The organism is Williamsia sp. 1135 (assembly GCF_002095395.1).
Lineage (GTDB): Bacteria > Actinomycetota > Actinomycetes > Mycobacteriales > Mycobacteriaceae > Williamsia.
On sequence record NZ_MJEI01000043.1, the window covers coordinates 1 to 16,080 of the forward strand.

The window sequence follows — 16,080 nt, forward strand, 5'->3', positions numbered from 1 at the left end:
GGTGGGAGCTCATGGGTGAAACGCTAACAATATCGAGGTTTCCGGTTACGGAGGCTTTGGTGCTTGTCCCTGCGAGGGGATGAGGCATTGACACACTATTGGGTCCTGAGAGAACACACGTGTTCTTTCTAGGGTTAGACAAAGATGCCGGCTGATGCGGGTGCTTGTTATCAAGTGAGTGTGAAGACATTTGTTTGGAGTACCGGTTGGTTGGTGTGTGTTGTTTGAGAATTGCACAGTGGATGCGAGCATCTTTATTTTTTGTTTTGTTTATTGTTGTAAGTGTGTAAGAGCGTACGGTGGATGCCTTGGCACCAGGAGCCGATGAAGGACGTAGGAGGCTGCGATAAGCCTCGGGGAGCTGTCAACCGAGCTGTGATCCGAGGGTGTCCGAATGGGGAAACCCAGCACGAGTGATGTCGTGTTACCCACCTGTGAATATATAGCGGGTGTGGAGGGAACGTGGGGAAGTGAAACATCTCAGTACCTACAGGAAGAGAAAACAATAGTGATTCCGTGAGTAGTGGCGAGCGAAAGCGGATGAGGCTAAACCATGCATATGTGATACCCGGCAGGGGTTGTGTGTGTGGGGTTGTGGGATCTATTTTGTCCATTCTGCCGGATGGGCCGACAGTGAGAAATCAGTGTGTTAGTCGAAGTGGTCTGGAACGGCCTGTCGTAGAGGGTGAGAGTCCCGTAGACGAAAACATGTTGACTGTTGTAGTAGACACCCAAGTAGCAGCGGGCCCGTGAAATCTGCTGTGAATCTGTCGGGACCACCCGATAAGCCTGAATACTCCCTGGTGACCGATAGCGGACTAGTACCGTGAGGGAAAGGTGAAAAGTACCCCGGGAGGGGAGTGAAATAGTACCTGAAACCGTGCGCTTACAATCCGTCAAAGCCTGCGAGCCATTTGGTTGGCTGTGGGTGATGGCGTGCCTTTTGAAGAATGAGCCTGCGAGTTAGTGCTCGGTGGCGAGGTTAACCCGTGTGGGGTAGCCGTAGCGAAAGCGAGTCCGAATAGGGCGATGGAGTCGCCGGGTCTAGACCCGAAGCGGAGTGATCTACCCATGGCCAGGTTGAAGCGACGGTAAGACGTCGTGGAGGACCGAACCCACTTCAGTTGAAAATGGAGGGGATGAGTTGTGGGTAGGGGTGAAAGGCCAATCAAACTCCGTGATAGCTGGTTCTCCCCGAAATGCATTTAGGTGCAGCGTCGCATGTTTCTCACTGGAGGTAGAGCTACTGGATGGCCGATGGGCCCTACAAGGTTACTGACGTCAGCCAAACTCCGAATGCCGGTGAGTGAGAGTGCGGCAGTGAGACTGCGGGCGATAAGGTTCGTAGTCGAGAGGGAAACAGCCCAGATCGCCGGCTAAGGCCCCTAAGCGTGTACTAAGTGGAAAAGGATGTGGGGTCGCGAAGACAACCAGGAGGTTGGCTTAGAAGCAGCCACCCTTGAAAGAGTGCGTAATAGCTCACTGGTCAAGTGATCCTGCGCCGACAATGTAGCGGGGCTCAAGTACACCGCCGAAGCCGCGGCACTCACACAAGACATTCTCTTCATCCTGCGGGGTGTTGAGCAGTGGTGTGGGTGGGTAGGGGAGCGTCCTGCATCCCTGGAAGCCACAGAGTGATCTAGTGGTGGAGGGTGTGGGAGTGAGAATGCAGGCATGAGTAGCGAAAGAACAGTGAGAAACTGTTCCGCCGAATGACCAAGGGTTCCTGGGCCAGGCTAATCCGCCCAGGGTGAGTCGGGACCTAAGGCGAGGCCGACAGGCGTAGTCGATGGACAACGGGTTGATATTCCCGTACCCGTGTAGTCGCGCCCGTGATGAATCAGCTGTACTAACCGCCCAGAATGTTCCTTTTACACCTTCGGGTGTGCCTGGGACTGGATGCGCGGGACCTTGGTTGGTAGTAGTCAAGCGATGGGGTGACGCAGGAAGGTAGTGGGGCCAGTCAGTGGTTGTACTGGTGTAAGCCTGTAGGGCGTGTTCTAGGCAAATCCGGAACACATAGAGCCTGAGAGGTGATGCGTAGCCGAATGAGGCGAATTCCATGATCCTATGCTGCCGAGAAAAGCCTCTAGCGAGTGGCGACACGGCCCGTACCCCAAACCAACACAGGTGGTCAGGTAGAGAATACTAAGGCGATCGAGAGAACTGTGGTTAAGGAACTCGGCAAAATGCCCCCGTAACTTCGGGAGAAGGGGGACCACGTCTGGTGATCAACTTCGCGTTGTGAGCTGGGTGTGGTCGCAGAGACCAGAGAGAAGCGACTGTTTACTAAAAACACAGGTCCGTGCGAAGTCGTAAGACGATGTATACGGACTGACGCCTGCCCGGTGCTGGAAGGTTAAGAGGACCGGTTAACACTTCGGTGTGAAGCTGAGAATTTAAGCCCCAGTAAACGGCGGTGGTAACTATAACCATCCTAAGGTAGCGAAATTCCTTGTCGGGTAAGTTCCGACCTGCACGAATGGCGTAACGACTTCTCTGCTGTCTCAACCACAGACTCGGCGAAATTGCAGTACGAGTAAAGATGCTCGTTACGCGCGGCAGGACGAAAAGACCCCGGGACCTTCACTATAGCTTGGTATTGGTGTTCGGTTCGGTTTGTGTAGGATAGGTGGGAGACTGTGAAGCATGCACGCCAGTGTGTGTGGAGTCGTTGTTGAAATACCACTCTGATCGTATTGGATATCTAACCTCGGACCATGATCTGGTTCAGGGACAGTGCCTGGTGGGTAGTTTAACTGGGGCGGTTGCCTCCTAAAATGTAACGGAGGCGCCCAAAGGTTCCCTCAGCCTGGTTGGCAATCAGGTGTTGAGTGTAAGTGCACAAGGGAGCTTGACTGTGAGACGTACATGTCGAGCAGGGACGAAAGTCGGGACTAGTGATCCGGCACCGGCAAGTGGAAGCGGTGTCGCTCAACGGATAAAAGGTACCCCGGGGATAACAGGCTGATCTTCCCCAAGAGTCCATATCGACGGGATGGTTTGGCACCTCGATGTCGGCTCGTCGCATCCTGGGGCTGGAGTAGGTCCCAAGGGTTGGGCTGTTCGCCCATTAAAGCGGCACGCGAGCTGGGTTTAGAACGTCGTGAGACAGTTCGGTCTCTATCCGCCGCGCGCGTAAGAAACTTGAGGAAACCTGTCCCTAGTACGAGAGGACCGGGACGGACGAACCTCTGGTGTGCCAGTTGTCCTACCAAGGGCACTGCTGGTTAGCTACGTTCGGAAGGGATAACCGCTGAAAGCATCTAAGCGGGAAGCCTGTTCCAAGATGAGGTTTCTCACCACCTTTGCGTGGTTAAGGCCCCCTACAGACCATGGGGTAGATAGGCCAGAACTGGAAGTCGGGTAACCGATGCAGGTGACTGGTACTAATCGGCCGAGGACTTACAACCAAAACAAGTAATGAAACTTTTGTTTCGCATCCACTGTGCAATATCTGAAACAACACACAAACAAAACGACGGTTCTTCATCCGGCTTTGTTTGGGTGTGGATTGTTTCATAGAGTTACGGCGGCTATAGCGGTGGGGAAACGCCCGGTCCCATTCCGAACCCGGAAGCTAAGCCCACCAGCGCCAATGGTACTGCACCCTAATCAGTGTGGGAGAGTAGGACACCGCCGAACACAATTTGCGAATACCCCGTATTCACAGCCCAACAGCTGCGAATACGGGGTATTTTGCTATCCCCACACCACATTCAGCCCCCTCAGACCCAGCCAAGGGCATACTGCCCTCGGCAGACCCTCTCGGGGACGAATCCGGTGACGACTGCTGCTGACAGCCCGCGACAGCTCATGGCAGATCCATGTAAGGCCCGACTCCTAGCGTCAGACACATCAACGCGAGCTAGGAGATCCCGACATGTCCATGACCAAAACTGCGACCGCTACACCGTCGCGCACCTATCCGTCCCTCGCTGCGGCGTGGATACCACTCGCCGCTCTGTGCCTGGCGTTCTTCGTCGAGATGGTCGACAACACGCTGCTGTCCATTGCGCTGCCGACCATCGGACGCGACCTCGGTAGCGGCACCACAGCCCTGCAATGGGTGACCGGTGCCTATTCGCTCACCTTCGGTGGCCTCCTGCTGACCGCCGGCTCGATCGCTGACAGATTCGGGCGTCGACGGGTACTGCTGATCGGGCTGGGAGTGTTCGGCACCCTGAGCCTGCTCGTGGTGGCCGTGACCACGACCGGCGAGCTCATCGCCTTGCGTGCTGCACTCGGCGTCGCGGCGGCGGCGATGGCCCCGATCACGAACTCACTGGTATTCCGTCTGTTCGACGACAAGACCCTGCGCATGCGGGCCATGACGGTGATGATCGTCGTCGGAATGTCCGGATTCGTCCTCGGCCCGGTACTCGGTGGCACAGTTCTGGCCCACGTGAGCTGGGAATGGCTGCTGGTCGTCAATGCGCCCATCGCCCTGATTGCCGGCGTCGGCGTCTGGTTCGGTGTCTCGCCCGACCGTCGCGACGGCCTGACCAACGACCGTCTCGACCTGCCCGGCGCATTCCTGAGCATCAGTGCCATCGGCCTGGCCTGCTGGTCGCTGACCAGTGGTGTCCTGCACGGCTGGCTCTCCGCAGTGACGGTGGCATCCATCGTCGGCGCCCTCGCTGCCGGCGCCGCGTTCGTCTGGCACGAGCGTCGCAGCGCCGCACCGATGCTCGATTTGAGTCTGTTCTCCGTGGGCACAGTCAGAGGCGCGACCATCGCGCAGATCGGGACGTCGATCGCGATGGCCAGCGTGATGTTCGGGCTGATCCTGCACTTCCAGTACGCCTACGGCTGGAGCCCGATGAAGGCCGGTCTGGCCAATCTGCCCATCATCGTCACCATGATCGCGGCGACCCCGCTCTCGGAGTGGCTCGGTGCACGGTTCGGACATCGGATCGCGTGCCTCGTCGGCGCGGCCTGCCTCGGTGGGTCTTTGCTCGGTCTGTCGTGGGGCGTGGAGCACGGATACCTGGCGATCGCGATCTGCATGGTGGTGATGACGATCGGCCTGCGCACCGTCATGACGATCTGTGCGGTGGCACTTGTCGAAGCGATGCCTGCCAACCGCACGTCGATCGGAACAGCGCTCAACGACACTGCGCAGGAAGTCGGCACCAGCGCCGGAACAGCTGTCGTCGGCACTCTCATCGCGGCACTGGTCACCACCCAGCTACCCGTCGGCGCCTGGAGCAGCAGCCTGATCGATTCGTTCTTCCACGGCGAACGGATCACCTACGCGATCCTCGCAGCTGTTGTCGGACTGGTCGCTGCCGCCGGCGCGCTCATGCTCACCAACTCCCGAACCACCGAAGAAGCGCACTGACCGTGCTCAGGCCGGGGAGTCCCTGAGCTCTGGATATCGACTCAGGGCTTCCTCGAGTTCGGCGGTCTCGGCGTCGAACCGCTGAGAGCTCATGTGCTCGAAATGCAGACCCCGATCGAAGTGGGCGTGTACCAATCGGTCGTCGAGATCTGAGTAATCGCCTTCGCCCCGCAGACCCACGCGTATCTGCCAGAGCCTGGCGTCCGCAGCCGGAGGTGCCGGACGGTGCTGCGCATTGTCTCGAGCGAAGCCGACAGCCCGCGGGTTCAGGAGTTCCTCGGGCGGACGGAGTTGCCACCGCCCCAGTGGTGAGAACAACTCCCCGAGCACCAGTCGCAGTTCAGAGACGTAGTCGGTCGGGTCGATGACATACACCCGCAGGTCGTAGTCGATGAGGTCGCCGGGACCGAAAGGCTCTGGTGGGTCGGGTTCGATGTTCCAGACACTACCCAGCGAGCCAGGACGGTGCCGGTGGTCTCCCGGTCGGGCACCGGTACTGTCCCCTCGATCGAGCCTAGGGCTCACGCCGCGCAAGCCCCATCTGGCGAACAGATAGGCTCGGTCAGTGTTTTCCAGCTGGGCCCATTCGATCACCGCGGAGCGGCTCGCACCTATGTTCGGTGCCAACGTCGTCGCGCGGGGCGAGGAGTGGGTCCGCGATGGGTCGGTCACCGACCTGGCCTGGGAAGGCGGATCGGTCCAGGAACTCAGTGGTACCTGCATCGGGCCGGAAGGCGACAGAAACGACGTCTCGATCTCGTTCGTCTCGGTGGGCGAGAACTGGTCCATCGGGCGCGCCATCTGCACGTGCCCGGTCAGAATGTGGTGCAAGCACGGTGTTGCTCTGCTGCTGACGGCCGCACAACCGGCGGACGAGAACCAGACGAGCTCACCGTCGTGGGAGTCGGTCGCGACGTCGATCATCTCTGAGTCCGCTCCGGGGCGGTCCGGCACAGCCCTGGCGCTACTCGTCAGCGTCGACAGCCCCGACAGCCGGTCGGACGACGAACCTTCGGTGAGCTTGCTGCCGGTGACCGTCGACGATCGCGGACAGTGGGTGCGTTCAGGTATCTCGTGGCGAGTGCTCGGCGGACCCGACGTCCATGGTGAGTTCGACGCCGGCCAATTCCGCGCGTTGCAGCGGCTGGCCCAGACGGCCGACGGACTCGTCGGGTCGAGCCCGCACGGGCACCTCGAGCTGACCAGCGCTCCCGCGGCGATCTGGTCTGCGCTCGAGGATGTGCTGGCGGCGGGCATTCCGCTGATCGCTAATACGTCGTCCCTCGCCGACCGCGTCGCGATCGCCAAGCGCGCGGTGCTCGGCCTCGACATCGGGCCCAGTGAGACCCCGGCGTCGGCGTCGCTCAAAGCGCACATCATCGTCGACGACGAACCCTGGAAGCTCGCTGACACCCACCTGTTCGGCGCGCCGAACCCTCACGGGGTGTTCCGCGTCGTCGACCGAGTACTGACGCTGGCCCCGTTCGATCCGGTGCCCCCGAACTCCTTGCTGCAGATGGCCAGGAGCAAGCTGACATCCCAGATTCCCGTCGCCGATGCCGACCACTTCATGAACGACGTGCTGCCGCGGTTGCAGGCATCCGTCCCGGTGCGGGTGGCCCACGGACTGTTTGAACCGCTGGACATCAGCGATCCGACACCGGTCCTGACGGTGACCACCTCCGATGAGGGGGCGCGAGCACACTGGTCCATCCGCTACAGCGTCAACGGTGAACCCCGGGACTCTGATCCGTCGAAACGGGTCCTGTCGGGCAGCCACCGCAACAAGAGTGCCGAAGATGCTGTGTGGCACCAGATCGACGACGTCCTGCGTGCCGTGGTCGCGTCCTCTGACTCCTGGCCGCAGCAGGCGCGCGATGCCCTTGACGCGGTGCCGACGGCGTCGATGACCCAGCCCATGATCAAGGAGTTCCACGCCCTGCGCGCTGCCGAAGGCGTCGAGGAGACGTTGGCAGCGGCGTCGCTGCGCACATTGTGGGCGGGCGTGACGCTCTCAAAGGTGGAGGCCGCCCGCTTCTACGTCGAGGTGTTGCCGCAGATCGTCGATCGCGACGACATCATCGTCGAGCTGTCCGAGGAGCTCGCGGGTTACCGCCGGGCGGACTCCGCTGCGCAGCTGCGATTCTCGGCACCCGACGCACAGACCGTGGGGAACGATTGGTTCGACCTCAGGATCACCGTCACCGTGGACGGCGAGCAGGTTCCGCTGGCAGCGCTGATCAGGGAGCTCACCGCCGGCGCGACGTACATGCTGCTTCCGTCCGGGACGTACTTCGCACTCGACACCCCGGAGTTGACCCGGCTTGTCGAACTCTTGGCGGAGGGACGGGCCCTCGGCGAGCTGGACGGAGACAAGGCAAAGGCGAGCTCGTTCAACGTCACGCTCTGGGAGGAACTGCTCGAACTCGGCATCGTCGACGATCAAACCCGGGCGTGGCAGCAGAATCTGGCCCGATTGCGGTCCGCGCGGCCCCCGGTCGAGGTCGAGCCGCCGGGCATGCTGCACGCCGAACTGCGTCCGTACCAGCTCGATGGACTCAACTGGCTGAGCTTCCTGTGGGACAACGGTCTGGGCGGCATTCTCGCCGACGACATGGGCCTGGGAAAGACATTGCAGACCCTGGCTCTGATCGGACGGATCCGCGAGGCCGGTGAGTCGACCAAGCCCTTCCTCGTGGTCGCGCCCACCAGCGTCATCGCCAACTGGCTGGCCGAGTGCGAAAAGTTCACCCCGGATCTGACGGCGGTCGCGGTGACGGCATCAGAGGCGAAGAGCCGCGGGTCGCTGCAGGAGCGCATCGCCGGTGCGGACGTCGTCATCACGTCGTATACGTTGTTGCGCATTGATTTTCCCGTGTTCGACGCCGTCGAGTGGGCGGGGCTGATCCTCGACGAGGCGCAGTTCGTCAAAAACCACAAGGCGAAAGCCCACCAATGTGCGCGGCGGTTGGCGACGCCGTTCAAGCTGGCGATCACCGGCACCCCGATGGAGAACAACCTGATGGAGCTGTGGTCGCTGCTGTCAATCACCGCACCGGGACTGTTCGCCAAACCGAAGCAGTTCACCGAGTTCTTCCGGAGGCCGATCGAGAGCGGCGCCCATCCCGAGCGATTGGCGACGCTCCGTCGTCGTATCAAGCCGGTGATGTTGCGACGCACCAAGGATCAGGTCGCCACCGATCTTCCGCCGAAGCAGGAACAGGTGGTCCCGGTGACGTTGATCGACAAGCACCAGAAGATCTACGACACCCGACTGGCCCGCGAGCGTCAGAAAGTCCTTGGTCTGCTGGGTGATTGGGAGCGCAACCGCTTCGAGATCTTCCGTTCGCTGACGATGCTGCGGCAGTTGAGCCTGCACGCCGGACTGGTGGATCCGACGAAGCGGGATGTGCCGTCGGCCAAGGTCGAGTTCCTCGAGGAGCATTTGCCGGAGTTGATCGCCGAGGGACACAGCGCACTTGTCTTCAGCCAGTTCACCGGTTTCCTGGCGATCATCCGTGAACACCTGGACGCGGCGCAGATCCCCTACAGCTACCTCGACGGATCGATGACCGCGCGCCAGCGCACCGAGGCCATCATGGCGTTCTCGGCCGGCACCACGAAGGTGTTCCTGATCAGCCTCAAGGCCGGCGGCTTCGGCCTCAACCTGACCGAGGCCGACTACGTCTACGTCTGCGACCCCTGGTGGAACCCGGCCGCCGAAGCCCAGGCCGTCGACCGCGCCCATCGCATCGGCCAGACCCGGCCAGTCACCGTATACCGGCTGGTGTCTGCGGGGACAATCGAGGAGAAAGTCGTTGCGTTGCAAGATCGTAAACGTGAACTATTCTCCGCCGTCATGGACGAGGGCGAGATGTTCGGCAGTGCGATCGGCGTCGACGACATCCGGGAGCTGCTGGGTTAGCCCTCGACAGCATCTTCTACCTCGCGTCGATGATCAGCACCGCTGTGTGCAAAGAGGTCCGGGACTCGGCGTCGCTGAGATCAGCTCCGAGCACTCGCGACAGCGTATCGAGCCTGGCGTACAGGGTCGGTCGCGAGAGCTTGACGGCCGCAGCGAGATCGGTCTTGTTTCCGCCGAGTTCGAGGAAACGCCGCAACAGTGTGAACAACTCGTCGCCATATTTCGCCCGGTGTTCGAGTAGCGCTCGCAGCTCGGTCTCGGCGAAGGCCTGCACGCGAGGGTCGTCGCGGATCAGGGCGATCAGCCCACGCAAGCGGGTGTCCGACGATCGGTGGAACGGACGGTCGTCGGGGAGTGCGAGTGCGACCTCGGCGACATGACCTGATTCCGCGAGACCTACTGCAGTGTCAACAATCTGAGTGCCATCGGGACCGACGCCGATCGCACACCGCGTCACCCCCTCGATGCGGTTGATGGCGTGGCGGATGGCGGTGCAGACCTCGGTGAGGGGATCCGGCCCCGATCGCCCGGCCGTCGCGGGACGCCGGGACAGCACCACGTCGATGCGGCGACCACCTTCGGACGCGGACGTGAGGGCGGTGTTCCGGCTTGCCTTGATCGCATGGGTCACCGCGTCGACGATGCGGGCCCGACGCTGCTGCACCAGGAGTTGATCGGTGCTCGGCGCGTCGCGCAGCCGAATGGTCATCGCGACATAGGTGGACGCCGGTGCCAGGCCCAAGGCGAAGGCGCGGGCCGACGCGTCCGCCTCGGCGTGAATCCGGTTGTGGCGCAGATCGACCAAACCGCCCTGCGCCCGCAGCTCGAGTGAACTGCGGTCCTGTTCGGTCATACGGTTGAGAGCGATCGCCTGGGCAGCGCGTTCGATGATGACGATCGAACGGTTGTCGGCGACGTGGGAGTGCGGCGCGATCAGCCGGCCCCAGGTCTGGGGCTGAACACCTACTGGTCGGGCGAGCCACGCCGCCCGATCGTGATCATCCCCGGTGCGGATCTCCGGGGTGAGTCGAGACCGGCGATCCCAGTCGGTCAGCAGGGAGGCCGCGTCGGTGCCGGCGAAGGACACGACCTGCCGGTTGAGGTCTTCGAGCACCACGGGCGCCTCGAGCATCTGCGCTGCGGCAGTGACGATTTCGTCGACGGATGCGCGCCGCATGCTGAGGCCGGTGAACGTCTCGTGTGCGGTGCGGGCGAACTCCAGTTCGCCGTACTGATCGGCGACGATGATGCGGTGTACCTGCTCGGTGAGCTGCACGAACCGAATCTGTTGGTGTAGGGCGATGACGGGGAAATCGAGGGCTCGGCCGGCCACGGTCACCGACCGCGGCACCTGGTCGATGTGGACACCCAGCTCGATGATCAGGCCGACAGCGCCTGCCGCCACCAGGCCGTCGAGGTATCCCTCACGAGTCGCTGGATCGGCCAGTGCACGGCCGGTGGTCAGGACCAGTTCGCCGCCCTCGAGCAGGTCGGACAGGTCGGCAAGGTCGCTGACGTGCACCCAGCGCACCGGTCGATCGAGGGGGCCGTCAGTGATCATCTCCGGCTTCCCGGCCCGCACCACCGGTAACGCGAGGACCTCGGCGATCGTCGGCTGCATTGACGCAGTGTAAGACAATCGCGACTAAGTCATACATATTGTCGGACCTGCGGGGGCTGCTGACCAGGCATGGTTGAACCAGATATCGCCACCTGACGAATAGGATCCCCGTGACACAGACCGTTGCCGATGCTCCCGCCGCCACCGTGACGACGATCGGCCACTGGAGCCGGGGCAGCGCCTTCTCCGGTTCGGCTGATCGCTCCGCCCCGGTCACCAATCCCGCGACCGGTGAGGTCACCGGACAGGTCGCGTTGGCGACGTCGACGATGCTCGAGCGGTCATCGACTCGGCCAAGGAAGCATTCCCCGCGTGGCGCGACACGTCGCTGGCAAAGCGCACCGCGATCCTGTTCGCATTCCGCGAGTTGCTCAACGCGCGCAAGGGTGAATTGGCCGAGATCATCACCGCTGAACTCGGCAAGGTGGTCAGCGACGCGCTCGGTGAGATCAGCCGTGGCCAGGAGGTCGTCGAGTTCGCCTGCGGGATAGCCCATCTGCTCAAGGGCGGCATGACCGAAAATGCGTCGACCAAGGTCGATGTCGCGTCGCTTCGCCAGCCGCTGGGACCGGTCGGCATCATCTCCCCGTTCAACTTCCCGGCCATGGTTCCGATGTGGTTTTTCCCGATCGCCATCGCCGCCGGTAACACTGTTGTGCTCAAGCCCAGCGAGAAGGATCCGTCGGCCGCACTGTGGATCGCCGAGCTGTGGGCCGAGGCTGGCCTGCCCGACGGCGTCTTCAACGTGCTGCAGGGCGACAAGGTCGCCGTCGACGAGTTGCTGACCAACCCTGCCATCAAGGCGATCTCGTTCGTCGGCTCCACTCCTATTGCGCAATACGTCTACTCGACCGCCACCGCGCACGGCAAGCGGGTGCAGGCACTCGGCGGCGCCAAGAACCACGCCATCGTCCTGCCCGACGCCGACCTGGCCGACGCCGACCTGGATCTGGCCGCGGACGCCATGGTGAACGCGGGCTTCGGCTCGGCAGGCGAGCGCTGCATGGCCATATCTGCGCTCGTGGCCGTCGGCACCATCGCCGATGAACTGGTGGGCAAGATCGCCGAGCGCACCAAGGGCCTGAAGATCGGCGACGGCACGCGCGGCACCGATATGGGACCGCTGGTCACCCAGGTTCACCGCGACAAGGTTGCCTCTTACGTCGATGCCGGCGAAGCCGACGGCGCCACCATCGCGGTCGACGGCCGCAACGTTCAGGCCGATGGCGCTGCCGGCGGGTTCTGGCTCGGCCCCACCCTGATCGACCACGTCACCACCGATATGAGCGTGTACACCGACGAGATCTTCGGGCCCGTGCTATCGGTGGTCAGGGTCGAGACCTTCGACGAGGCAATCGATCTGGTCAACTCAGGACCGTTCGGCAACGGCACCGCCATCTTCACCAACGACGGCGGTGCGGCGCGGCGTTTCCAGAACGAGATCGAGGTGGGCATGGTCGGCATCAACGTGCCGATCCCGGTGCCCACGGCGTACTACAGCTTCGGTGGCTGGAAGAACTCGCTCTTCGGCGACACCCACTCGCACGGCACCGAAGGGGTGCACTTCTACACCCGGGCCAAGGTGGTGACCACCCGCTGGCTCGACCCCAGCCATGGCGGCATCAATCTCGGCTTCCCGCAGAACAACTGACGTACGAGGAAAACTCTCATGACTGCAGTGGCTTCCACCTTGCCGACCGGGCAGACGTTCGAGACCGCCATCGCCGAAGGGCGCAGAGCATACGAACTCGACCGCAAGCATGTGTTCCATTCCTGGTCGGCCCAGGCCAAGATCGATCCGACGACCATCGTGGCCGCGGAAGGCTCGTACGTCTGGGACGGCGAGGGCAATCGGTTGCTCGACTTCTCGTCGCAGATGGTCAACACCAACATCGGTCATCAGCACCCGAAAGTGGTTGCTGCCATTGCCGAGCAGGCGGCGACGCTGTGCACCATCGCGCCGCCGCACGTCAATGCGGCGCGGTCGGAAGCGGCCCGGTTGATCGCCGAGAGGACGCCCGGTGACTTGAACCGCGTGTTCTTCACCAACGGTGGTGCCGATGCCGTCGAGCATGCGGTGCGCATGGCGCGGCTGCACACCGGGCGTTACAAGGTGCTCTCACGCTACCGCTCCTACCACGGCGGCACCGACACCGCGATCAACCTCACCGGGGATCCGCGGCGCTGGCCGAACGACTACGGCACCAGCGGCGCAGTACATTTCGACGGACCGTTCCTGTACCGCTCCGCCTTTCACGCCGCCGACGAGCAGCAGGAGTGCCAGCGTGCGCTCGAGCACCTCGATCGGCTGATCGCCCTGGAAGGTCCCGCCACGATTGCCGCGATCATCCTCGAGCCGGTGCCGGGTACCGCGGGCATCATGGTTCCGCCCGCGGGGTATTTGGCCGGGGTTCGGGAGATCTGCGACCGCTACGGCATCGTCTACATCGCCGATGAGGTGATGGCGGGCTTCGGCCGTACCGGACAGTGGTTCGCCATCGACCACTTCGACGTCACCCCGAACCTCATCACCTTCGCCAAGGGCGTGAACTCCGGGTATGTCCCACTCGGCGGGGTTGCCATCAGCGATGCCATCGCCGCGACGTTCGCCGGCCGCCCGTACCCCGGGGGATTGACGTACTCCGGTCACCCGCTGGCCACTGCGGCTGCGGTCGCCACCATCAACGCGATGGAAGACGAGCACATCGTGCAGAACGCGGCGCGGATCGGCGCCGACGTGCTCGGTCCCGGACTCCGGGAGCTGGCTGCGCGGCATCCGTCCGTCGGTGAGGTGCGCGGTCTCGGCGTTTTCTGGGCGATCGAGTTGGTCTCGGATCCGGCGACGCGTGAGCCGCTGGCACCCTACGGCGGCACCAGCCCGGCGATGAACGAGGTGGTCGCGGCGTGTAAGACGAACGGGCTGTTGCCCTTCGTCAACTTCAACCGGATCCATGCGGTACCGCCGTGCACCGTGACCGACGACGAAGTGCGCGAAGGGCTCGCGATCCTCGACACCGCGCTGAGTGTTGCCGACAGGCACGTCGTGCAGTGATCACGAGCTGGCGTTGCCAGTTATGGCTCAGCGCTGTCCAGCCGAGGCCACCGAGGCGTACTTGTCCAAGCCGGCCGCCGAGAAGTGAGTATTGATCTATGCCAATGAAGGGGCTCACCCGTGCACGACGGTGAGGCTCTCCGTCAGGTTGGCCTGGTGGCCATCAAGTCGGCACACGCTGTTCCCCCGTTGATAATCACCCTTCGATACTGTCGACACGTCTGTATGAGGGGGTGCCGGGTGGACTTTCGCCATCTCACATCATTCATCGTCCTCGCTGAAGAGCTACATTTCGGACGGGCGGCCGCGCGCCTACATCTGACTCAGCCATCGCTCAGCGCTCAACTGCAAAAGCTGGAGAAGTCGCTGGGTGTCACGCTGGTGGCCCGGACATCCCATGAGGTGCAATTGACGTCGTCGGGTGTGGAGTTCGCCAAGCAGGCTCGCATGGTCGTTGCGCAAATGGAGAAGGCCGTCGTCGTGACGAAGTCGACCGCCGCCGGGGAAGTCGGTTCATTGAACATCGGCTACAATTTCCCTGCGAGCAGGCATGTCCTGCCGGCCGCGCTGACGCGCCTCAACGAGCGACATCCGAGGATGGCCGTATCACTGTGGGAGAAGAGGACCGGACCGCAACTGACCGGCCTCGTCGAAGGTTCCCTCGATGTGGCTCTTGTCTACGGCCGTCCACAGATGCCGAACCTGCGGGCCAAGTTGCTGCTGTCGAAGGTGCCCATTGTCGCTGTCGTCGGTCGCTCACATCCGTGGGCGGGCCGATCGAGCGTGCAGTGCGCAGAATTGGCGGATGAGAAGTGCGTCCTGTTCGCCCGGGAACAGTGCCCGGTGAGGTTCCCCCCAAACCGTAGAGGCATCGATAATGAGGAGCACGATGTCTGAGAAGCGGAAGAAGTACGACCGGGAGTTCCGTGATGGGGCGGTCCGGATCGTCGAGGAGACGGGTAAACCGATCGCCCAGGTCGCGCGCGATCTGGGGGTCAACGAGGGCACCCTGGGCAACTGGGTCAACCGTGCGCGCGCCGAGCGCGGCGGCGAGGATGAGGCGAGCGGCGATAGTGCTGCCGAGCTCAAGCGGTTGCGTGCCGAGGTGGCCGAGTTGCGGATGGAGCGCGATGTTTTAAAACGATCGGTGGTCCTGTGGGTGAAGGAGGCGACGAAGTGATGCTGGCCCGCTTCATCGCAGAGCAGAGGACCACCTATCGAGTGCCACATACGGTCACGTGCGCGCTGCTTGGCGTGAGTATGGCGTGGTTCTACAAGTGGTTCAAGCGTTCTCAAAAGCCGGGTGCAGCAACAGGATTGCATACCGCGCGTGACTATCGGCGCGACACGGTAGACCGCGCAGTCAAGGTCAAGTTCATGACATTGCGGGGCTTGCATGGTTCCCCGCGGCTGCACGTGGACCTGCGTGAGGACGGGTGGACAGTGAGCGAGAAGACGGTCGCGGATTCGATGCGCCGGCAGGGTTTGGTGGCACGCCGGATCCGTCGCCGAAACGGGCTGACCCGGCAGGACAAGACGGCACCGAAGTTCCCGGATCTGGTGCGCCGGAACTTCACCGCGACGCGTCCGAACGAGAAGTGGGTCGGCGATATCACCGAGATCCCGACTGCGGCCGGGAAGTTGTATCTGGCGACCGTGATCGACCTCTACAGCCGCCGATTGCTGGGTGCGGCCACCAGCGTGCATCCAGACGCACCGCTCGCGTGTGCAGCAATCGAGATGGCGGTGGCCACCCGAGGCGGTAAGCAGGCCATAAGGCGTGACGAGGAGTCCGAACGGGTCATCTTCCACAGTGACCGCGGGTCGACGTACACCTCCAACAAGTTCACCAAGCTGTGCCGTCGGATGGGACTCCGTCAGTCGATGGGCCGCGTCGGGTCATGCTTCGACAATGCCGCTGCCGAAGCGTTCTTCTCTTCCCTGGAGTGGGAGGTACTGTCACGCAACGATTTCGAGACTCTTGCCGGAGCCAAGGCCGGTGTGCTTGACTGGTGTTACGGCTTCTACAACCACGTCCGCCGGCACTCCACGATTGGGATGGTCAGCCCCATCGACTACGAGAACGCTGCAGTCGCGGAGCCCGAAGCCGCATAGAGGAGTCCTCCACGATTTGGGGG

General features: G+C 62.6%; 7 protein-coding genes, 2 rRNA genes and 2 pseudogenes. 9 read left to right on the forward strand and 2 right to left on the reverse strand.

From position 1 onward, the window contains the following. Nucleotides 1-276 precede the first annotated feature (276 nt). The 3 genes from BFL43_RS01195 to BFL43_RS01205 all read left to right on the forward strand — a co-directional run bounded on the left by BFL43_RS01195 (nucleotide 277) and on the right by BFL43_RS01205 (nucleotide 5,344). Nucleotides 277-3,413 (forward strand): 23S ribosomal RNA (locus tag BFL43_RS01195). Between the two features lie 115 nt (nucleotides 3,414-3,528). Beyond that, nucleotides 3,529-3,645 (forward strand): 5S ribosomal RNA (rrf, locus tag BFL43_RS01200). A 238-nt stretch (nucleotides 3,646-3,883) separates the two neighbouring features. After that, nucleotides 3,884-5,344, forward strand: coding sequence for an MFS transporter (locus BFL43_RS01205; RefSeq protein WP_084889972.1), 1,461 nt, complete (start codon nucleotides 3,884-3,886; stop codon nucleotides 5,342-5,344). 6 nt (nucleotides 5,345-5,350) lie between these two features. Here BFL43_RS01205 and BFL43_RS01210 read toward each other — a convergent pair whose 3' ends face one another. Next, nucleotides 5,351-5,869 carry a hypothetical protein gene (locus BFL43_RS01210; protein ID WP_143695006.1) on the reverse strand — a complete coding sequence of 173 codons (519 nt, stop codon included), beginning with the start codon at nucleotides 5,867-5,869 and terminating at the stop codon, nucleotides 5,351-5,353. Between the two features lie 40 nt (nucleotides 5,870-5,909). On the opposite strand from BFL43_RS01210, the gene BFL43_RS01215 reads away from it, so the two are divergent. Beyond that, on the forward strand, nucleotides 5,910-9,269 hold the full coding sequence (locus BFL43_RS01215; protein ID WP_143695007.1) for a DEAD/DEAH box helicase: 3,360 nt from the start codon (nucleotides 5,910-5,912) through the stop codon (nucleotides 9,267-9,269). Nucleotides 9,270-9,285: 16 nt separating this feature from the next. Here BFL43_RS01215 and BFL43_RS01220 read toward each other — a convergent pair whose 3' ends face one another. Beyond that, nucleotides 9,286-10,890: a PucR family transcriptional regulator gene (locus BFL43_RS01220; RefSeq protein WP_084889978.1), complete on the reverse strand. Its 1,605-nt coding sequence runs from the start codon at nucleotides 10,888-10,890 to the stop codon at nucleotides 9,286-9,288. A 146-nt stretch (nucleotides 10,891-11,036) separates the two neighbouring features. Here BFL43_RS01220 and BFL43_RS01225 point away from each other — a divergent pair. The 5 genes and pseudogenes from BFL43_RS01225 (at nucleotide 11,037) to BFL43_RS01245 (ending at nucleotide 16,057) form a co-directional block, all read left to right on the forward strand. Continuing rightward, nucleotides 11,037-12,541 (forward strand): annotated as a pseudogene (locus BFL43_RS01225) (CoA-acylating methylmalonate-semialdehyde dehydrogenase). 18 nt (nucleotides 12,542-12,559) lie between these two features. Continuing rightward, the gene (locus tag BFL43_RS01230; RefSeq protein WP_084889981.1) at nucleotides 12,560-13,942 is read left to right on the forward strand and encodes an aspartate aminotransferase family protein; all 1,383 of its coding nucleotides are present in this window, start codon (nucleotides 12,560-12,562) and stop codon (nucleotides 13,940-13,942) included. A gap of 240 nt (nucleotides 13,943-14,182) precedes the next feature. Continuing rightward, nucleotides 14,183-14,785 (forward strand): annotated as a pseudogene (locus BFL43_RS01235) (LysR family transcriptional regulator); the annotation flags it as partial. Between the two features lie 46 nt (nucleotides 14,786-14,831). Beyond that, entirely contained in the window at nucleotides 14,832-15,122 is a 291-nt protein-coding gene (locus tag BFL43_RS01240; RefSeq protein WP_084889699.1) for a transposase, read from the forward strand. Continuing rightward, nucleotides 15,119-16,057, forward strand: coding sequence for an IS3 family transposase (locus BFL43_RS01245; protein ID WP_084889697.1), 939 nt, complete (start codon nucleotides 15,119-15,121; stop codon nucleotides 16,055-16,057). The genes BFL43_RS01240 and BFL43_RS01245 overlap by 4 nt, the downstream gene beginning before the upstream one ends. Nucleotides 16,058-16,080: the final 23 nt, after the last annotated feature.

Excerpts from the sequence above, each read along its gene's own strand:
- BFL43_RS01205 (WP_084889972.1), top strand. The coding sequence starts at position 3,884 with ATGTCCATGACCAAAACTGCGACCGCTACACCGTCGCGCACCTATCCG.
- BFL43_RS01220 (WP_084889978.1), bottom strand. The coding sequence starts at position 10,890 with ATGCAGCCGACGATCGCCGAGGTCCTCGCGTTACCGGTGGTGCGGGCC.
- BFL43_RS01230 (WP_084889981.1), top strand. The coding sequence starts at position 12,560 with ATGACTGCAGTGGCTTCCACCTTGCCGACCGGGCAGACGTTCGAGACC.
- BFL43_RS01240 (WP_084889699.1), top strand. The coding sequence starts at position 14,832 with ATGTCTGAGAAGCGGAAGAAGTACGACCGGGAGTTCCGTGATGGGGCG.